A 17,737-nucleotide genomic window follows, 5' to 3' on the forward strand; every position below is an offset into this window, starting at 1 on the left:
GCGTCAAGCGCCCCGAAGCAGTGATTGGCCTTTAGGCTGCGCCGCCTAGTAGGGCTGCGTTCCCGCCTGAGGCTGTTGTGTCCACACAAACATGGCGCTCCGCGCGAGCACGAGTGACATCTGGCGCGCCTGTGATCAGCGGTATGATTGGCCCGTTTCTGTCAGACAAGGCTTGTTCGAAGGCGCGTGCGCTTTCTTCGCTGCCCCACCAAATGACGCTTGAATATCCGCTGAGCTTCACAAGGTCGCGTGGTGCGAGCAAGCCGTTTGCAGCGACAGCACGCCCCCCAAGCTTTTTCACAGCCTCAGCCTGCGCATTTGCCGCTTCGGTTCCAGGCCCCAAGCACAGAACCGGTGCACGGGAGTGGGTGGAGAGGCGGTTGGATTCGCCGGTTGGGCCGGGCAATGAAACGGTTTCCACCGCGCCGCCGTCCGGGGCTTCATTGATGGCTGCTTGCATGGCGTCAGCTCCTTGAGAGGTGTTGAATTCACCGGTTGAGGAAATCGCATCAACTTTGCGGAAGCGCGACAGGTAGTGTGGGCCGCCAGCTTTTGGGCCAGTGCCGGAAAGGCCTTCCCCGCCAAAAGGTTGGCTGCCAACGATTGCTCCGATTTGGTTTCTGTTGACGTAGACGTTGCCCGCACCGATCCGGTCAGACACATGCTGAACGCGGTCATCGATCCTCGTCTGCAGGCCGAATGTCAGCCCGTAACCGGTTGCATTGATTGCATCAATCACCTCGTCAAGCTCTGACGATTTGAATGTCGCAACGTGCAAAACGGGGCCGAAGATCTCTTTCTCAAGATCTTGAATACCGTCGATTTTGATCATGGTCGGCGCGATGAACGTCCCGGTCTGAGGCGTTGTGAGTTGGAAAAGCACGCGGCCTTCTTTTTGCGCTTGGCCGATATGGGCTGCAATTTCTGCCTGTGCGCCTGCGTCAATAACCGGGCCAGAATCGGTGCTGTAGTTCCAAGGATCACCCAGCTCCAGCTCTTTGACGGCACCTTTCAACATCTCAAGCAGCGTGTCGGCAATGTCTTCCTGTACATAGAGGCACCGCAGAGCTGAACAGCGCTGACCTGCCGATTGAAACGCGCTTTCGACAATCGCGGTGACGGCTTGTTCGGGCAGGGCAGTTGAATCCACGATCATCGCGTTTAAGCCACCTGTCTCTGCGATCAGTGGTGCGCCCGGCGCCATAGCAGCCGTCATGGCCTTGCGAATGCGCAGCGCAGTGGCGGTAGAGCCTGTAAAGCAAACTCCGTTTACGCGCGCGTCTGATGTAATGGCCGCGCCGACCTTGGACCCAGAGCCCGGCACCAATTGCAGTGCAGTGCGTGGCACACCGGCTTCGTGCAGCAGTTTCACAGCTTCATAAGCGATAAGTGGCGTTTGATCTGCTGGCTTCGCAATCACAGCATTGCCAGCAGCCAGAGCTGCGGAAATCTGACCCGTGAAAATTGCCAGAGGGAAGTTCCAAGGACTGATGCAGGAGAAGACACCGGCCGCAGGATCGCTCGGCGCATTGGCACCATAAAAGCGCAGGAAATCAACCGCTTCACGTAGTTCTGCAACCTGATCCAGAGGCGTTTTACCCGCTTCGCGCGCCAGAATGGCGAAGAAGAGGCCAAAATTCTCTTCATAGAGCTCAGCCGCACGTTTCAGAACCGTGCCGCGTTCTTCAGGAGAGGCGTCCCAAGGTTTTGCACTTCCCAATGCGGCTTCAACGGCTTCTGCGCTGGCGTGGGTTACTGTGCCAAGATCGTCAGACATTAAGAACGGGTTGTTCACAGGCTGCGGCTCCAAGAACGGCGCATCTACGGCGATCAAAGGTTGCGCGTGCCATTGGGTCGCGCGGAAAGGCGCGCGTGCCGCATCGACTTTTTCGATGGTCGGAACATCGTGTAAATCAAAACCTGTGGAGTTCACGCGTTCTGGCGCATAGAGATCCACTGCAGTTGGAATGGTTGATGTGAATTCTGCCTGAGTTTCAAACGGATCACGGGCGACCACTTCTGGAGCCACCTCCTCGTCAACAATCTGGTTGACGAATGAGCTGTTCGCGCCGTTTTCCAGCAGGCGGCGCACGAGATATGCGAGCAGATCTCGGTGTGCCCCAACTGGCGCGTAGATGCGGCAGCGCGTGTCGTTTTCAGTTTTGACGATGTCATGCAGGCTTTCACCCATGCCGTGCAGGCGTTGGAACTCATAGGTTGAGTTATCTTCCGCCATGTCGAGGATTGCAGCTACGGTATGCGCATTGTGGGTTGCGAATTGCGGGTAGATCCGATCCGTCATGCCCAACAGCTTTCGCGCATTTGCCATGTAGCTGATATCGGTTGCGGCTTTGCTCGTGAAAACAGGGAAACCATCAATGCCCTGGACCTGCGCCAATTTGATTTCAGTGTCCCAATAGGCACCTTTCACCAGGCGTACCATGATCTTACGATCCAGGCGTTCTGCGAGGTCATAGAGGAAGTCCAATGTCGCGCCAGCGCGTTTGCCGTAGGCTTGAACCACTACACCAAATCCGTCCCAGCCTTCGAGCGCAGGTTCGGCCAATACCGTTTCGATCACATCCATAGAAATGCTAAGGCGATCAGCCTCTTCGGCGTCGATGTTCAAGCCCATGCGCGCGGATTTAGCGAGCAAAGCCAGTGACCGCAGGCGCGGGACCAGCTCCTCCATCACGCGGTCGCGCTGAGTGACCTCATAGCGCGGGTGAAGTGCAGAGAGTTTGACCGAAATACCCGGATTTTGACGGATGTCATCATGTGTGCAGGCCGCTGCAATCGCTGTGATCGCGCGGGAGTAAGATAGGTGATACCGCATCGCATCGGCATCAGTTTTCGCTGCTTCGCCAAGCATGTCGTATGAGTAGGTGAAGCCCTGTTTCTCATAATCCTTCGCACGGTCCATCGCCCCATTAATGGTTTCACCAAGCACGAACTGACGTCCCATTTCTTTCATGGCACGACCAACAGCTGTACGAATTACGGGCTCGCCCAGACGTTTCACGGCCCCACGAAGTGCACCGATGACCCCGGAGTGATCATCTTCCAGAACTTTGCCCGTCAGCATGAGTGCCCAAGTTGAAGCGTTCACCAGCGAAGAGGTCGAATGGCCGAGGTGCTTGCCCCAGTCTGATGGTGCGATTTTGTCTTCAATCAGCGCATCAATTGTCTCTGCATCCGGCACGCGAAGCAATGCTTCGGCAAGGCACATCAAGGCGATGCCCTCATCTGTTGAAAGGCCATACTCCGCTAGAAAGACCTCCATGAGACCTGGTTGAGTCTGAGACCGAATTTGGCGCACAAGCTGTGCTGCCGCGGCAGATATGCGTGCGCGATCTTCAGACGATAGGTTCGTCGCCTGTTTCAGCTCTTCAACGAGTTTGGTCTCATCGGCATAGGTCGTGGTGTCGATCAAACGGCGCAGGGCGGTCATTTTGGTCTCCGGGTAAGTTGTTATTCGAATAGTATATCCCAGAATTTGAGGTCGAATTTCCTGAAGATATAGGGTAGGCTTTCCGAAAGTACCTAATATTTGGGAAAAGTAATGCAAAACGACCAGATTGAATTGGATCGCTTTGATCGCAAAATTCTTGATGTTCTTGCGCGGGATGGACGGATTTCGATTACTGACCTCGCCAAAGAGATCGGATTGTCCAAGAGCCCGACGCAAGCACGGTTGCGTAGATTGGAGCTAGAAGGCGTCATCACCGGATATCGGGCGATGATGGATCCTGTACGATTGGGGCTGGACCATGTGGCTTTTGTGGAAGTGAAACTGAACGACACGCGCGAAGCAGCTTTGTTGGCCTTCAATCGAGCAATTGCGCAGTTACCTGAAGTGGAACAGGCGCATATGATGGCCTCTAATTTTGACTACCTTCTCAAGGTGCGTACGACAAACATGTCGGCTTATCGTACTGTTTTGGGAGAGAAAATTTCAGCTCTGCCGCATGTCGCGAGTACGTCGACCTTTGTGGTGATGGAGGCTGTGAAGGAATTTGGTCTCGTAGACGTGACTTGAAATGCTGAACATCTGTGGCAGGCTGGGGCATGCGCGCGCTCATTCCATTCCTGTTTATGGCCTCTCCATTGATGGCAGAATGCCCCGAAGCCCCGGATCATACGGCTGCTCTGGATGCGATTTTTGCAGAAATCCAAACGGCCACGACCCAGACCCAGGGATTGACGATTGGCGTTCGGCTTTGGGAATATTGGACGGATGCGCCGGATGAAATCGCTCAAAAAATTCTGGACCGCGGCATGAATCGACGATCAGGATTTGATTTCTTCGGTGCCAGGTCGGATTTTGATCGTCTCGTAGAATACTGTCCGGACTTTGCAGAAGGCTACAATCAGCGTGCCTTTGTGAATTACCTCTCAAATGATTTTGAGGCAGCCCTGCCGGACCTTGATCGTGCCATTGAACTTTCGCCGCGCCACGTCGGTGCCTTGTCGGGACGGGCCTTGACCTTGATGGCACTCGGCCGCGATTTTGAGGCGCAGCGTGACCTGCGTGCCGCCCTTGAATTGAACCCTTGGTTGCCGGAGCGCAGCTATCTCCTGCCTCTCGGAGAAGAACTCTGACACTGTGTGCGTTCTTGGTCTTTACACCCCGCCAGACCACGCTATTGTCGCGCGCACTCGATGGCCATTATTGGCCTTTGCGTTGGCCCTCGTGGTGGAATGGTAGACACAGGAGACTTAAAATCTCTAGGCCGTATAGGCCGTGCCGGTTCGAGTCCGGCCGAGGGTACCAACGCTGAGATTTTCATGGCTTGATAGGTGACGCGATCGGAGCAAAAATACTCCGCTCACACCGATATTCTTAGCGACCGCTCAGCTGTTGCAGCGCACCTGCCCAGTCTTCGACGTGGTAAGACCTTGTAATTACGCCATCTTCCAACTCATGGATGTCTATAGCGAGTATATCAAAGCTGCGACCCTGGCCATCAACTCCGAAGAAGGGAGCAACAGGAGTGCCTGTGGCTCGGCTGCGAACGACAACGGTGTTGCCGTCTTCAATCATGTCTTCGACAGCCCATTCCAGGTCTGGGACCAATTTGTCAAAACCGCCGAGCTGACCAACGAAGTCGTCACGTGATTTCGTTTTACCTGAGTAGTCGCCGATGCTTTCCCAATCTTCAGACGCGATTTCCATAAAGGCAGCAGCGTGGGCTTCTGAACCTGGGTTGCTGAGGAAGTCATAAAAGACCTGAACGTTTTCTTTGTTACCTGCAGATGCAGCGCTTGCGATTGTTGCCAATCCGATGGAGCCGGCTGCGAGGATTGTGCGAAGAGATGTCATTTCGAAGTTCCTTGTTTGGGTTTCAAGGACGCTCTCATCAGCGTCTGACAGGAACTTAGTTGTTCTACCTTTGGTGCATAATATGCCTTTATTAAAACTCACTCTTCGACATAATAGAATAATGCTGGATCAACTTCGACAGATCGCGATATTTGCCAAGGCCATAGAACACGGTTCCTTTCGAGGGGCAGCTTCAGAGCTGCGTCTGTCGCCCTCTGTGGTTAGCCACCACATTGCGCAGCTTGAGGAGAAGCTGGGTGTTGCTCTGATTTATCGGTCCACACGACGACTGAGTTTGACCCGAGATGGAGAACGGCTTTTGGCCTCAGCCCAGACGATGATCGCTGCGGTCGAAGAGGGCTTAAATGCTATCAGCGGGCATAGCTCAGAGCCTTCAGGCGAATTGCGTGTGACCATATCAGCGGTGCTTTCGCAATCGGAGCTGATTGAAAAGGTTTCGAACTTCAAAGAGCTATACCCAAAAGTGGGCGTCGAATTAGACTTTTCTGATGAGAGGCGCGATTTCATTCGCGATGGTATTGATCTTGCCATCAGGACCGGGCCGAACAGAAAACGTGCCGCCAATCGGAAGGCCTTGTTTTCTTCTCAACGGGTTGCAGTGGCGACGCCGGATTTCTTGGCGAAGGCACCGACGATTTCTCATCCGCGTGACATCAACCAGTCAACTTGGATCGAACTAACACCCGCCCGTAATGTAAAGATGATTTTTCAAAAGGCCGGAGAGGCCGATGTCCAAGTCACCCCGAAAGCCTATCTAAGTGCAAATGATGCGTATGCGGTCTATCAACTGGCGCGCACTGGGGCAGGGCTCGCGGTTGTGCCGAATTTCTTGGCGCAAGAAGACATCGCGGCGGGACGAGTTGAGGTGGTTTTGCCGGATTGGAAAGTAGAGCCACTTCAGACTTATGCGGAATGGCCATCAAACGCACCGAAAGCGGGGCTTGCTCGTTTGCTGGTCGAGGAGCTGGCTAAGCAGTTGCCTGCTTAGCCATTCGCGCTTTTAGTCGCGTGTCCCTGCGAAACGCTGTTGCCAGTCGTCCCGCTCATCATCTGTGATCTTGCGGAATGTTACTTCTGGGACAGTGAAGGCATGGCCGACTTCCAAGCGGCTCAGCGCAGCTGCAACATCATCCGGCCAATCCGCATCCTGTGCGTTCATCGATTCAAGCAGAGACGCAGATGCATCCGGGATGAACGGAGAAGACAGAGCCGCGTAAAGTGGGATTAGGTTAAGTGCGAGGCGGATTTGAACAGCTGCCTTGGCTGGGTCTTCTTTGAAGGTCGACCACGGTGCAACAGTCTGCAGGTATTCATTGCCTGCTACCCAGATCGCGCGCAGCTCTTGCGCGGACTTGCGTACTTCCATGTCACCCATGTGCTTTTCGTAAGCGCGCACGCGGTTGGTGATGTCTTCGATCAGTGCCAGCTCTTCAGGACCGTAGTCGCCGCCTTCTGGAACGGCTTCAGAGAATTTGGAACGGCAGAATTTAGTGACGCGAGAGACAAAGTTACCTAATACGTCCGCTAGGTCTTTGTTCACGGAGCTCTGGAAGTTCTCCCAGGTGAATTCCGCATCAGAGCTTTCTGGTGCATGGCTCAAAAGCCACCAGCGCCAGTAGTCGGCCGGTAGAATTTCAAGCGCCTGATCCATGAAGACGCCACGACCGCGAGAGGTCGAGAACTGGCCGCCGTCGTAGTTCAAGTAGTTGAAAGACTTGATATAATCGACAAGTTTCCAAGGTTCTTCGGAGCCAAAGATGGTGACCGGGAAGGAAAGCGTGTGGAAAGGCACGTTATCCTTGCCCATGAACTGGGTGTAAGTCACGTCATCGGCACCTTTGTCAGTGCGCCACCAGCGTTCCCAGTCTTCGCCTTTACCTGCGTCGACCCATTCTTGAGACGCAGCGATATATTCGATAGGAGCGTCAAACCACACATAGAAGACTTTGCCTTCCATGCCCGGCCAAGGTTCGTCACCTTTCATCACTGGCACGCCCCAGTCGAGGTCGCGTGTGATGCCGCGGTCTTGCAGCCCGTCACCATCGTTCAGCCATTTCTTCGCGATCGAGGTGGTCAGTACAGGCCAGTCATGCTTGCTGTCGATCCACTCACCGAGCTTTTCCCGCATCTCTGATTGGCGCAGGTAAAGGTGCTTGGTTTCACGCTCTTCCAACTCGGTGGAGCCAGAAATGGTGGAATAAGGGTTAATTAGGTCGGTTGGGTCCAGCTGCTTGGTGCAGTTGTCACACTGATCACCGCGCGCGCTTTCAAAGCCGCAGTTCGGGCAGGTGCCCTCGATATAGCGATCAGGCAAGAAGCGACCGTCAGCATGGGAATACATTTGCGTTTCAGACACTTCGCGGATCAGGCCCGCGTCGGCCAAACGGCCTGCAAAGTGCTGGGTCAGCTTGTGGTTCTGCGGGCTGGAGCTCCGTCCGAAGTGATCAAATGAAAGGCGGAAACCTTCCGCGATCTTGGCCTGCACCTCGTGCATTTCAGCGCAATACTCGTCAATCGGTTTGCCAGCTTTGGCAGCCGCCAGCTCGGCAGGGGTGCCGTGTTCGTCGGTGGCACAGAGGAACATCACTTCATGGCCGCGGGCACGTTGATAGCGTGCAAACAGATCGGCTGGCAGCTGGCTGCCCACAAGGTTGCCCAGATGTTTGATGCCGTTGATATATGGTATGGCCGAAGTGATAAGATGGCGTGCCATAGATGGTATTCCCTTGTCCGTCGTTATGACTTCCCTAGACCAAAGCGAGACACAGTTCCAGAGGCGCTTTTTCCGCGCACTCAACGGTATTTCGAGCTTTGTCACATCATGAAGCCCCGTCGCGCCACACAAGCAGCTTATAATTGCAATAATGGATCGAAACGCGTGTATGCATTGACACTTAGCGATGCGCTAAGCACCTTTCAGATATGACGATGTCCAATAGAGAACTGGTCGAGGCTTTCTACGCCAAGATCTGGAATGCACGTGACTTAGAGGTCGCGCATCGCATCATTGATCCAAATTTCCGATTTCGCGGATCATTGGGTCCAGAAAAACGCGGTATCGAAGGTTTTCTGGACTATGTGGACGCAGTGCATACAGCGCTGGGGAACTACACCTGCACCATTGATGATCTGATTACTGTCGATGACAGGGCGGTTGCTCAGATGTCCTTTGAAGGGATTCACCAGGCAGCGTTTTTTGGTATTCCTGCTACCGGCAGAAACGTCAAATGGGGCGGTGCGGCTTTCTTCACGATTTCACATGGGAAGCTTTCCAAACTATGGGTGCTCGGTGACGTCGACGCTGTGAAACAGCAACTCCGCGCGGGAAGTGCGACTGGCTTCTGATCCGTTTTACTCATGAGACCTTTGTAAGGTTAGGTCTGCCCTGTGAAGCCAATTAGATCAGGGCTTGTAGTTCGGTCTCAAAATATTAGGTTTTGCGTTAACACACGGACAGGGGATCGGAATGAAACTGAACAAACTCGGGCGGACCGGCATTGAGGTCACTGAGCTGAGCCTGGGGACAATGACCTACGGTACTCAGACCACCGAAGCAGAAGCACATCGCCAGATGGACATGGCCATGGATGCAGGGATGTTTTTCTGGGACACAGCGGAGCTTTATCCGGTGACACCAATCTCTGCGGGCACCTATGGTCGAACTGAAGAGATCATTGGGACGTGGTTTGCAAAAACCGGTCGCCGCAATGAAACGGTTATTGCAAGCAAACATGCCGGGCAGGGGCTGCCCCACATTCGCGGTGGCAAGCCGATTGCAGGCGACACCGTGCGCGAAGCTGTCGAGGCTTCGCTGAAGCGTTTGCAGGTCGATACCATCGATCTTTATCAGCTGCATTGGCCAAATCGTGGGGGCTATCATTTCCGTCAGAACTGGTCCTATGACCCTTCAGGGCAGAACACCGAAGAGGTAACAAACCATATGCATGAGGTGCTTCAGGCGCTGAAAGCTGAGGTGGATCGGGGCACCATTCGTGCGGTAGGTCTTTCAAATGAAACCACTTGGGGCACGCTAAAGTGGCTGCGACTGGCCGAAGAACATGGTCTGCCACGTATGGAAAGCGTTCAGAACGAATATTCACTTCTTTATCGGATGTATGACGCCGATATGTCAGAGATGACAGCGCATGAAGATGTTGGTCTTTTGGCCTATTCCGCGCTGGCGACCGGGCTTTTGACCGGTAAATATCAAAACGGTGCAATTCCAGCGGGCTCTCGTGCGTCGATCGGATCTGGATTGGGCAGCCGTGATACTGAAAACGCCTTCAAAGCCACCCAAGCCTATCTGGATCTAGCCACTGAAAACGGGCTTGATCCAATCCATATGAGCTATGCTTGGGCAAAACAGCGTCCTTTCATGACATCAGTGATTGTTGGGGCGACAACCGTAGATCAGTTTGCCCACATTCTTGAAGGCAAGGATTTGGTTCTTTCGGACGAGGTTTGCCGCGCCATTGACCAAATTAATCGTCAAATACCGCTGCCATACTAACAAAATACCCAGTTCTGGGGCTCGCGGCCTACTCCGAAGTGGGGTAGGCCTATCCAATTCTGGGAGTTTATCATGTCTGAAGAGCCGATCGCCATTATTGAAGCCTCTCCGCCGCGTCGTTGGCTGGCCATTGGCATGCAACTGAGCCTTGGGGGGATTTTGATCTATCTTTCCACCTCAATGTCACACGACTTTGGGTGGCAGGTGTTTCTTCTGCTTCTCGGCGGTGGCTGGGTCTTCCTTGCGATGCGTATGTATGCAGCTACGCAAATGCACCTCATCCTGAATGAAAAAGGTCTGTGGGATTCCTCAGGGGATCAGTTGGCGGCCATGGAAGATATTGAAAGCGTGTCCCGCGGTATGTTTGCCTTTAAGCCGTCCAACGGGTTCTCGCTTGTTTTGAAGAAAAGCAAAGGCCCGGCGCGCTGGCGTCCGGGCCTCTGGTGGCGTTTAGGATCACGGGTCGGAGTAGGGGGCGTGACCGCCGGTTCTCAGACCAAACCCGCTGCGCAAATCATCGAAGCGATCCTTGCGCAGCGTACGCGTGACACAGCGAGTTAGCTGTTGCTGTCATAGACCAGCTGAGGGGCATAGCGTGGGCGCGTGAAGACAAACGTCTGCATATTGCGCGACCCCATGTCCAAATCCCATGCGATCTGTTGCTCGTACTCTTCACCGGTTTCTGGATCTACAACAGTTATGGATTCGTTGTTGCGACCAGAAAGAAGCGGGCCAATGTCATACAGCGGATCATACTGATAGTGAGTTTCCACCAAAATCAGTGTTTCATTTGACCCGACAGTTGGCATGACTTCTTCTACGGCGTCGATGCTTGCATCGCTCCATGCGACGAAGGCATCACCAACAACTTCTGACCATTCCACCTCAAAGTCGCTCGCAGCGCTTGAACGGCTGATCACCGACACACGCAGGGAGGCACTATCAGTCTCCAGACCAGCTAGCTCCTCAAAGAGAGTGCGAGAGTTCTGCAGATAATCTGGTGAAATCGCATTGGTCTCTCGGCTCAGGGCATCGCTGATTGTAAAGGCTGCCTTGTCCATGGCGGACTTGGTGCGAAACACATCCAAGTAGACCGCCATAGCCGCAACCACCCAGAGCAGGATGGGCAAGGTGACAATAGCTTCGACAGAGACCGAGCCAGACACGTTGTCTTTGAATGCCTTCAGGCGTGAAAGCGCTATTTTCATAGAGTTTTTCATGACTATTACCTCGGTTCCTGAACGAATGCGGTTGATTTGCGAATGCTCAAGTAGCCGTTTTCGTTCTTAGAGAGCATGGTGTCATCCCCCAAGAACTTCGCAAACAGTTTGCTGCCTGGCATGAACGGATTGAATTCCGCGCAAACCCGCATAACCATCAGCTCGTTATCCATGCCGAGGCTCAGCTCATTCATTGGTGTGACTGTTTCTGAGCGATCAATACATGAGTAGTCTTCTGGAAGACCGTCCCACTGACGCAGATCCATGTTGCGCATTTCTAGGCGAACGTTGCTCATGCAGTCTGCCACCGGGTTGGTAGAACAGATCATCTGCTTTAGATCGTCATGCGTCGGAGAAGCACCGGTGTTGAGGCGAACCCAACGTACCGTTTCATCCATGGAGCGTTCCAGTTTCACATGCTTGAGGCCGACAAGACCTACCTCTACTCCAATCAACATGAAGAACAGGAAGAGTGGGAACCACAAGACAAAGTCGAAGGCCACGGTGCCGTCTTCAGAGCGACGGAAGCGACCAAGTGCGTGCTTGATAGAATAGGTCATTGTGTCAACCTCAGCTGGCGGATGGACGATGCGATAGCTGCAAAGGCTTCGCTGATTTCCAGGCCATTTACGTCAAAGTAGTGGCTGATGGAGCTCGCGCAGTTTTTCAGAACGCTTTGACCACCGGATGGGGCTTCAAAGCCGATCGTGAAGACAACGATACCTTCTTCTTTTGCAGCATCGCAGATGGCTTGGGTACGTGTGTTTTTGGTATTTGTGCCGTGATAGCCGCGAACACCATAGTACCAGTCGTTGTTTGCTTCGCTGTCATTCATCCATGGGTAGTAATGTTCGTCACGGTTGAATTTGATCGACGTACGTGCCCAAAGGTCAGCATAGCTGATGACTTCTGCGCTGCCCGGTTCGTTCACGGTTACCGTCTTCTTGATTTTCTTGTAGCGTTTACAAGAACCGTTGCGACGGAAAGACTTACAGATCCCGGTGTTTACTTTTTGAGTTTCCTCATAGGAACCTTCGCCATAGGCATGATCTTTCCACTCATCTGTATGCGGCCAGTAGTACATCGGCTCAGTTGTGTCGCCGTCACCGTCCTCATCGCCGGTGTCCTCACCGATGTAAACGGAATAGACTTCTTCTTGCTCATTCCACCAAATGTTTGACTCACCAGAACGGAAGTCATCTTTGATGTAATACTGAGAAGTGTTTTGGCCATCGGTCATGAGGACCACCACTTTCAGGGTTTCACTACTGTTATAGGCGTGTGGGCGCTGGGCGAAATCGCTGTGCACGTCACCCGCGTTGACCATGGTTTCGATCACTGGCTGAATGCTTTGATCAAGCAGGGCGGTACCCCACTTCATACCCACGTCCAAGGAGGTGTTTCCGCCTCCCCACATGTCGTCAATGAAGTTCTTCAGCGTTGTGGAATCTTTTTGCATCACCAGCATTTCACGGGTGTTGTCGCTCGCTTCAACACAAACCGGATATGGCACTAATTCCATTGGATCGTTGTCGCGACCGTCTGAATCGCTCCATGGATCAAAGTGCATTGTCCGTGTAAGCTGCGCAGTCGGGTCTATCGACGTGCTATTGAAGTCGTCCGCGGTGAAATTCACACAGTTGGAATAGCTATGCTCATTTGTCAGGTTGAAGTGCTGGATAAAGGTTTCCGGCGCAGACACCTGTGTCGCGTAGGGCACGATGGAAATAGAAAGTTTACCATCTTCTGTGGTGTTGGTGAGCGTATCCACGAAGTCCTTCGCCGCCACCTTCAGGTTTGGTAGGCGATTGTTGGAGTTCATAGAGCCTGATACGTCCAGAACCAGAGAAATCTCAACACCACCAATGCTTTCTTCCGCAGCGCTGGTCGCCGTCATTGTTAAGCTGGTGATGGCCTCGGTGGTTGCGCGTGTGGAATCTTCAGCGGTGAAATCTGTCGTCACCTGAACCTTGCCACCGTTTTCTTCGGGGTTATCAGGGGAATACTCACCTGACGCCGACACACTATCAACGGTGCTGGTTGGCATACGCGTGTTCCAGTTCCAATGAAGAAACTTGGTATTGAACGTAGTTTCAGCAGTGGCGAGAACTGACTTATAACCAATGCCCTCTGTCACCTGAATGTCTTGTATTGTGCCGGATAGGCGGGGGTTATCAAGATACTCCTGAACAACAGTTGCAGCTGGCAATGGCTGATCCAAAGCCGCCGCCGCGAGCACCGCGCGGTCCAATGTATCTTGTAGTTGCGTACGGCGCATTTCTGCCATCATGGCGTCGATGCCGATGCCGCCGACCATCATAACGATTACGAAGATCGATATCGTCAGATAAGTCATCGCTCCGTCTTCTTCACGGCGGAACCGTGAAGCGATCTCTTGGGCTTTGACCCAATTATCTTTCCAAGAAGGATGTCTCATTTTTTCGTCCCTCATTCATTACGCCCCGCGAAGCCCTATAAACGGACTCCGGCCACTCTCACTCGCGAAAAAATGTGACAGGTGAATTGGGCTGAATTGCGGCGAATTAAGGGGATTTTTAGTCATTTTATGCTTGTTTTGGCGGCATTGCCCCCAAATCGTGAAATGATTTTTTTAAAACGAATTGATTGTCCTTGTACTCGAAACAACGCCCTTCTTAAGTCTCGTACTGAAACTTGCAGCTGTAAAAGTTTTCAAACTGATTAAAATTTGCGCAACCGCCTCTCGCTTATTGAGGTGAAACACGTTTAGGTTGGGGTGTGCGACCTTGAGTCGCGAGTAAGCTTGTCAGGAGGATAAGATGAGCGTTGTTAACGAGCCGAGTTTCCGGGAAAGCGTAGATATGATGTTCAACCGCGCGGTTTCCTTGATGGAATTACCGCCGGGGCTCGAAGAAAAAATACGGGTGTGTAATGCGACTTATACGGTGCGCTTTGGGGTGCGTCTCAGGGGAAGTCTACATACATTCACGGGGTATCGTTCGGTACATTCGGAACATATGGAGCCTGTTAAAGGCGGCATCCGTTACGCGACCGGCGTTAATCAAGACGAGGTCGAGGCACTTGCCGCCCTCATGACTTACAAATGTGCATTGGTTGAAGCGCCTTTTGGCGGTTCGAAGGGGGGCCTTTGCATTGATCCACGTGAGTATGAAGAACATGAGCTGGAGTTGATCACACGTCGATTTGCTTATGAGCTTGCAAAGCGTGACCTGATCCATCCATCACAGAACGTGCCAGCGCCAGATATGGGCACTGGTGAACGTGAAATGGCGTGGATAGCTGACCAATACGCGCGCATGAATACAACCGACATCAATGCGAAGGCCTGTGTGACAGGTAAGCCGCTCAATGCAGGTGGTATTTCTGGGCGCGTCGAGGCAACCGGCCGCGGTGTCCAATATGCGCTTCGTGAATTTTTCCGCGATCAGCGCGACATCGAGAAGGCAGGCATGAGTGGCAAGCTCGACGGCAAGCGTATCATCGTGCAGGGCTTAGGTAACGTGGGTTATCATGCCGCCAAGTTCCTGCGCGAGGAAGATGGCTCCCTGATTGTTGGGATCATTGAGCGCGACGGGGCCTTGGTGAACGATGCTGGCATGGATGTTGATGCGGTACGTGATTGGATCATGAATCACGGAGGCGTAAAGGGCTACCCGGATGCGACCTACGTTGAAAACGGTGCGAGCGTTCTGGAAGGCGATTGTGACATCCTGATCCCAGCGGCTCTGGAAGGGGTGATCAATCTTTCCAATGCAGCGAAGATCAAAGCGCCGCTCATTATCGAGGCAGCAAATGGTCCTGTGACTGCGGGTGCGGATGAAATCCTGCGTGAGAAGGGGACTGTGATTATCCCGGATATGTATGCCAACGCGGGCGGTGTGACCGTTTCCTACTTTGAGTGGGTTAAGAATCTAAGCCATATTCGCTTTGGTCGCATGCAGCGCCGTCAGGAAGAGGCACGCCACCAGCTGGTGATCGACGAATTGCAGCGTCTGGATGATTATCTGGGGGATGCATGGTCCATGTCGCCTGATTTCAAGCAGAAGTATCTTCAGGGTGCTGACGAGCTTGAACTGGTGCGCTCTGGTTTGGATGACACCATGCGGGTGGCCTACCAATCCATGCGTGAGCGTTGGCACGGCGATGACCGTATCACCGATCTGCGCACCGCAGCATATTTGGTTTCGATCGAAAAAGTGGCAGCTAGCTACCGGGCTAAAGGTCTCTGATCACAAGCCGTTCAAATCGAAAAGGAAAGCCCGCCTCGGCGGGCTTTTCTGGTTGCAGAGGGTCTGGCAGACAGGCATGTTTGCCCAAAGCTGAAGGGGGATCTATGCGTATCCTATTGACGACGAGTTTCGTATTGGCTGCTTCATTCGCCACTGCGGAAGAAGTGGATGAAGCCAAAATTGCGCAATGTGAGGCGCTGGGCGGGATCGTGACTCAGCTGGTTGAGCTACGTCAGGATGGCAAACGTGAGAAACGCGCTATTCGCACCCTGACCAAAGGCAACTCAGCCGTGGAAGAGAAATATCAGCCCGTCGTGCAGTTCCTTTCCGGCTGGGTTTATTCATTGACCAAAGAAGAGCTTACCTTTGAACCCGGTGTGAAATACACCGAATCCTGCCTCACCCAATAAGCCGTTAACCCTGTTTGATCCGCGCTCATGCTGGACATGGGGCGAAAGGCGTCCATATAGTATCTCATGAGCCTGACTCCCGCCTTTCTCGATGAATTGCGTACCCGCACGAGCCTCGTGCAGGTGATTGGGCGCAAGGTGCTTTGGGATAACCGCAAGTCCAATCCTGGCAAGGGGGATATGTGGTCACCGTGCCCCTTTCATCACGAAAAAACTGCGTCTTTTCATGTGGATGACCAAAAGGGGTTCTACTACTGCTTTGGCTGCCATGCCAAAGGCGATGCCATCAACTTCGTGCAGGAAACGGAAAACGTCAGTTTTGTTGAAGCTGTAAAGATCCTCGCAGACGAAGCCGGAATGGCGATGCCTGACCGCGATCCGCGTGCGCAGGAAAAGGCGGATAAACGCGCCACGCTTGCTGATGTGATGGAGCAGGCCGTTCAGTTTTTCCGTATGTCGCTGAAGACAGCTGCGGCTGCCGAGGCCCGCGCCTATCTTGAGCGTCGCGGGATGAGCCTGGAAACTCAGGACAAGTTCGACATTGGCTATGCGCCTGAGGGCAATCAGCTTTTCAAACATCTGACCGGCAAGGGTATCGATCCCAAGATGGTCATCGATGCTGGTCTTGCAGCGGTGCCTGATGACGGCCGCGCACCCTATGATCGTTTCCGTGGGCGTATTACCTTCCCTATTCGCGATCCGCGTGGACGTTGCATTTCCATGGGGGGCAGGGCGCTTGATCCAAACGCCCGCGCCAAATACCTCAACGGCCCGGAAACCACGCTCTTTGACAAGGGGCGGAGCCTCTATAACCAAGGGCCCGCGCGTGCGGCTGCCGGGAAAGGCCAACCACTGATTGTCGCAGAAGGCTACATGGATGTGATTGCCTTGGTGGAAGCTGGCTTTGGCGGCTCAGTCGCTCCGCTTGGCACGGCCATCACTGAAAACCAGCTTCAACTTCTTTGGCGTATCTCGCCCGAGCCGATCATTGCGCTTGATGGCGACAAGGCGGGGGTGCGAGCAGCGCTCCGATTGATTGATATTGCATTGCCGTTAATGGAAGCGGGGCAAAGCCTTCGGTTTGCCTTGATGCCTGAGGGGCAAGACCCCGATGATCTGATAAAAGCCAAAGGCTCTAAGGCGGTTCAGGCCGTTCTCGATCAAGCCCGCCCGATGGTGGATTTGCTGTGGGAGCGTGAGATCGAGGGCAAGAACTTTGATAGCCCTGAACGTAAAGCTGCGCTCGACAAAGCTTTGCGAGAAAAGATCAAGCTGATCAAAGACCCGTCTATCCGCGCGCACTACGGACAGGCCATCAAAGATTTACGTTGGAAATTGTTCCGCCCGGCGAGCGGCGGAAAGAAGGGCGGCGCCTTCCGTCCGGGAAAATGGGCGCCAACCGGGGCAAAAGGCACAACCAAAGCTTCTCTTGTGGCATCCGCAGACGCTGCGCGTCAGCGTCATATGCGTGAAGCCGTGATCATGGCTTCGATCATTGCTACACCAGCTGTTCTTGATGAGTTTGAAGAAGGGCTAGAGCGTCTTACCTGTGAAGACAATGATCACAGCTTTCTACGTGACCTTCTTTTGCGGCAGGCCCATCGCGGTGTGCATGATTTGCGTAGCGTCATTGAGGACGCGATGGGGCCAGAGCCACTTGATTTTCTCATGGGTCATCCACATGTGCGTATTGCTCCGCCGGTGCGGCGTCCAGGTGACGTCGAGCTCGCGCGGCAGACCGTTTCAGAAGAGATGCAAAAACTGACCGCTGAGGCTGGCTGGCAAGCGGAATTGGCGGAAGCCGAGGAAGATCTGCGTGACGCATCTGACGAAGCGGTTACATGGCGTCTGGGGCAGGCTGCAGAGGCGCGCAATCGCGCGCTGCGTAGCTTGCAGGAAGATAGTGCAGAATATGAGGTGGGCGACAATGGTGCGCCCATCGACAAAGATGAACGCGCGGCATTGGACGCGCTGATGGAGAGAATCACTTTTGCGAAACGGCAGAGGTAAATTTGCCGTTTTGG

Annotated in this window: 15 protein-coding genes and 1 tRNA gene; 10 read left to right on the forward strand and 6 right to left on the reverse strand. The window is 53.6% G+C overall.

The window, feature by feature from the left end:
- Positions 1-31: 31 nt before the first annotated feature.
- Complete coding sequence (putA, locus tag M0D42_RS03690) at positions 32-3,451, reverse strand: bifunctional proline dehydrogenase/L-glutamate gamma-semialdehyde dehydrogenase PutA (protein ID WP_265020257.1); 3,420 nt, start codon at positions 3,449-3,451, stop codon at positions 32-34.
- A 111-nt stretch (positions 3,452-3,562) separates the two neighbouring features.
- Between putA and M0D42_RS03695 the strand changes: the two genes are divergently transcribed.
- From M0D42_RS03695 to M0D42_RS03705, 3 genes are all read left to right on the forward strand, one after another.
- Positions 3,563-4,039, forward strand: coding sequence for an Lrp/AsnC family transcriptional regulator (locus tag M0D42_RS03695; RefSeq protein ID WP_265020258.1), 477 nt, complete (start codon positions 3,563-3,565; stop codon positions 4,037-4,039).
- Between the two features lie 29 nt (positions 4,040-4,068).
- On the forward strand, positions 4,069-4,602 hold the full coding sequence (locus tag M0D42_RS03700; RefSeq protein WP_265020259.1) for a tetratricopeptide repeat protein: 534 nt from the start codon (positions 4,069-4,071) through the stop codon (positions 4,600-4,602).
- A gap of 85 nt (positions 4,603-4,687) precedes the next feature.
- Positions 4,688-4,774: transfer RNA gene (locus tag M0D42_RS03705), tRNA-Leu, on the forward strand.
- Between the two features lie 69 nt (positions 4,775-4,843).
- Here the strand turns inward: M0D42_RS03705 and M0D42_RS03710 are convergent.
- Positions 4,844-5,323 (reverse strand): ester cyclase, encoded by a 480-nt coding sequence (locus tag M0D42_RS03710; protein ID WP_265020260.1) that lies wholly within the window; start codon positions 5,321-5,323, stop codon positions 4,844-4,846.
- Between the two features lie 121 nt (positions 5,324-5,444).
- Here M0D42_RS03710 and M0D42_RS03715 point away from each other — a divergent pair, with 121 nt between their 5' ends.
- Complete coding sequence (locus M0D42_RS03715; RefSeq protein WP_265020261.1) at positions 5,445-6,332, forward strand: LysR family transcriptional regulator; 888 nt, start codon at positions 5,445-5,447, stop codon at positions 6,330-6,332.
- Between the two features lie 12 nt (positions 6,333-6,344).
- On the opposite strand, the gene metG is transcribed toward M0D42_RS03715, so the two are convergent.
- The gene (metG, locus tag M0D42_RS03720) at positions 6,345-8,057 is read right to left on the reverse strand and encodes a methionine--tRNA ligase (RefSeq protein ID WP_265020262.1); all 1,713 of its coding nucleotides are present in this window, start codon (positions 8,055-8,057) and stop codon (positions 6,345-6,347) included.
- A gap of 215 nt (positions 8,058-8,272) precedes the next feature.
- Between metG and M0D42_RS03725 the strand changes: the two genes are divergently transcribed.
- From M0D42_RS03725 to M0D42_RS03735, 3 genes are all read left to right on the forward strand, one after another.
- Positions 8,273-8,689, forward strand: a complete 417-nt coding sequence (locus tag M0D42_RS03725) for an ester cyclase (RefSeq protein WP_265020263.1) — start codon at positions 8,273-8,275, stop codon at positions 8,687-8,689.
- Positions 8,690-8,810: 121 nt separating this feature from the next.
- Positions 8,811-9,854 (forward strand): aldo/keto reductase, encoded by a 1,044-nt coding sequence (locus tag M0D42_RS03730; RefSeq protein ID WP_265020264.1) that lies wholly within the window; start codon positions 8,811-8,813, stop codon positions 9,852-9,854.
- A gap of 72 nt (positions 9,855-9,926) precedes the next feature.
- Positions 9,927-10,415, forward strand: a complete 489-nt coding sequence (locus M0D42_RS03735; protein ID WP_265020265.1) for a hypothetical protein — start codon at positions 9,927-9,929, stop codon at positions 10,413-10,415.
- Here the strand turns inward: M0D42_RS03735 and M0D42_RS03740 are convergent.
- From M0D42_RS03740 to M0D42_RS03750, 3 genes are read right to left on the reverse strand one after another with little or no spacing between them, the layout of a single operon-like run.
- A complete protein-coding gene (locus M0D42_RS03740) occupies positions 10,412-11,074 on the reverse strand; it encodes a TadE/TadG family type IV pilus assembly protein (protein ID WP_265020266.1) in 663 nt (220 codons plus the stop codon). The two genes, M0D42_RS03735 and M0D42_RS03740, sit on opposite strands and share 4 nt — an antisense overlap.
- Before the next feature lie 5 nt (positions 11,075-11,079).
- The gene (locus M0D42_RS03745; RefSeq protein ID WP_265020267.1) at positions 11,080-11,634 is read right to left on the reverse strand and encodes a TadE/TadG family type IV pilus assembly protein; all 555 of its coding nucleotides are present in this window, start codon (positions 11,632-11,634) and stop codon (positions 11,080-11,082) included.
- Positions 11,631-13,511, reverse strand: a complete 1,881-nt coding sequence (locus M0D42_RS03750) for a TadE/TadG family type IV pilus assembly protein (RefSeq protein ID WP_265020268.1) — start codon at positions 13,509-13,511, stop codon at positions 11,631-11,633. Before M0D42_RS03750 ends, M0D42_RS03745 begins: the two co-directional genes overlap by 4 nt.
- A 361-nt stretch (positions 13,512-13,872) precedes the next feature.
- Between M0D42_RS03750 and M0D42_RS03755 the strand changes: the two genes are divergently transcribed.
- The 3 genes from M0D42_RS03755 to dnaG all read left to right on the forward strand — a co-directional run bounded on the left by M0D42_RS03755 (position 13,873) and on the right by dnaG (position 17,723).
- Positions 13,873-15,303: a Glu/Leu/Phe/Val family dehydrogenase gene (locus M0D42_RS03755; protein ID WP_265020269.1), complete on the forward strand. Its 1,431-nt coding sequence runs from the start codon at positions 13,873-13,875 to the stop codon at positions 15,301-15,303.
- Between the two features lie 104 nt (positions 15,304-15,407).
- On the forward strand, positions 15,408-15,713 hold the full coding sequence (locus M0D42_RS03760) for a hypothetical protein (RefSeq protein ID WP_265020270.1): 306 nt from the start codon (positions 15,408-15,410) through the stop codon (positions 15,711-15,713).
- A 66-nt stretch (positions 15,714-15,779) separates the two neighbouring features.
- Positions 15,780-17,723: a DNA primase gene (dnaG, locus tag M0D42_RS03765; protein WP_265020271.1), complete on the forward strand. Its 1,944-nt coding sequence runs from the start codon at positions 15,780-15,782 to the stop codon at positions 17,721-17,723.
- Positions 17,724-17,737: the final 14 nt, after the last annotated feature.

The sequence above is a fragment of the Cognatishimia activa genome (assembly GCF_026016445.1).
Classification (GTDB): Bacteria; Pseudomonadota; Alphaproteobacteria; order Rhodobacterales; family Rhodobacteraceae; genus Cognatishimia; species Cognatishimia activa_B.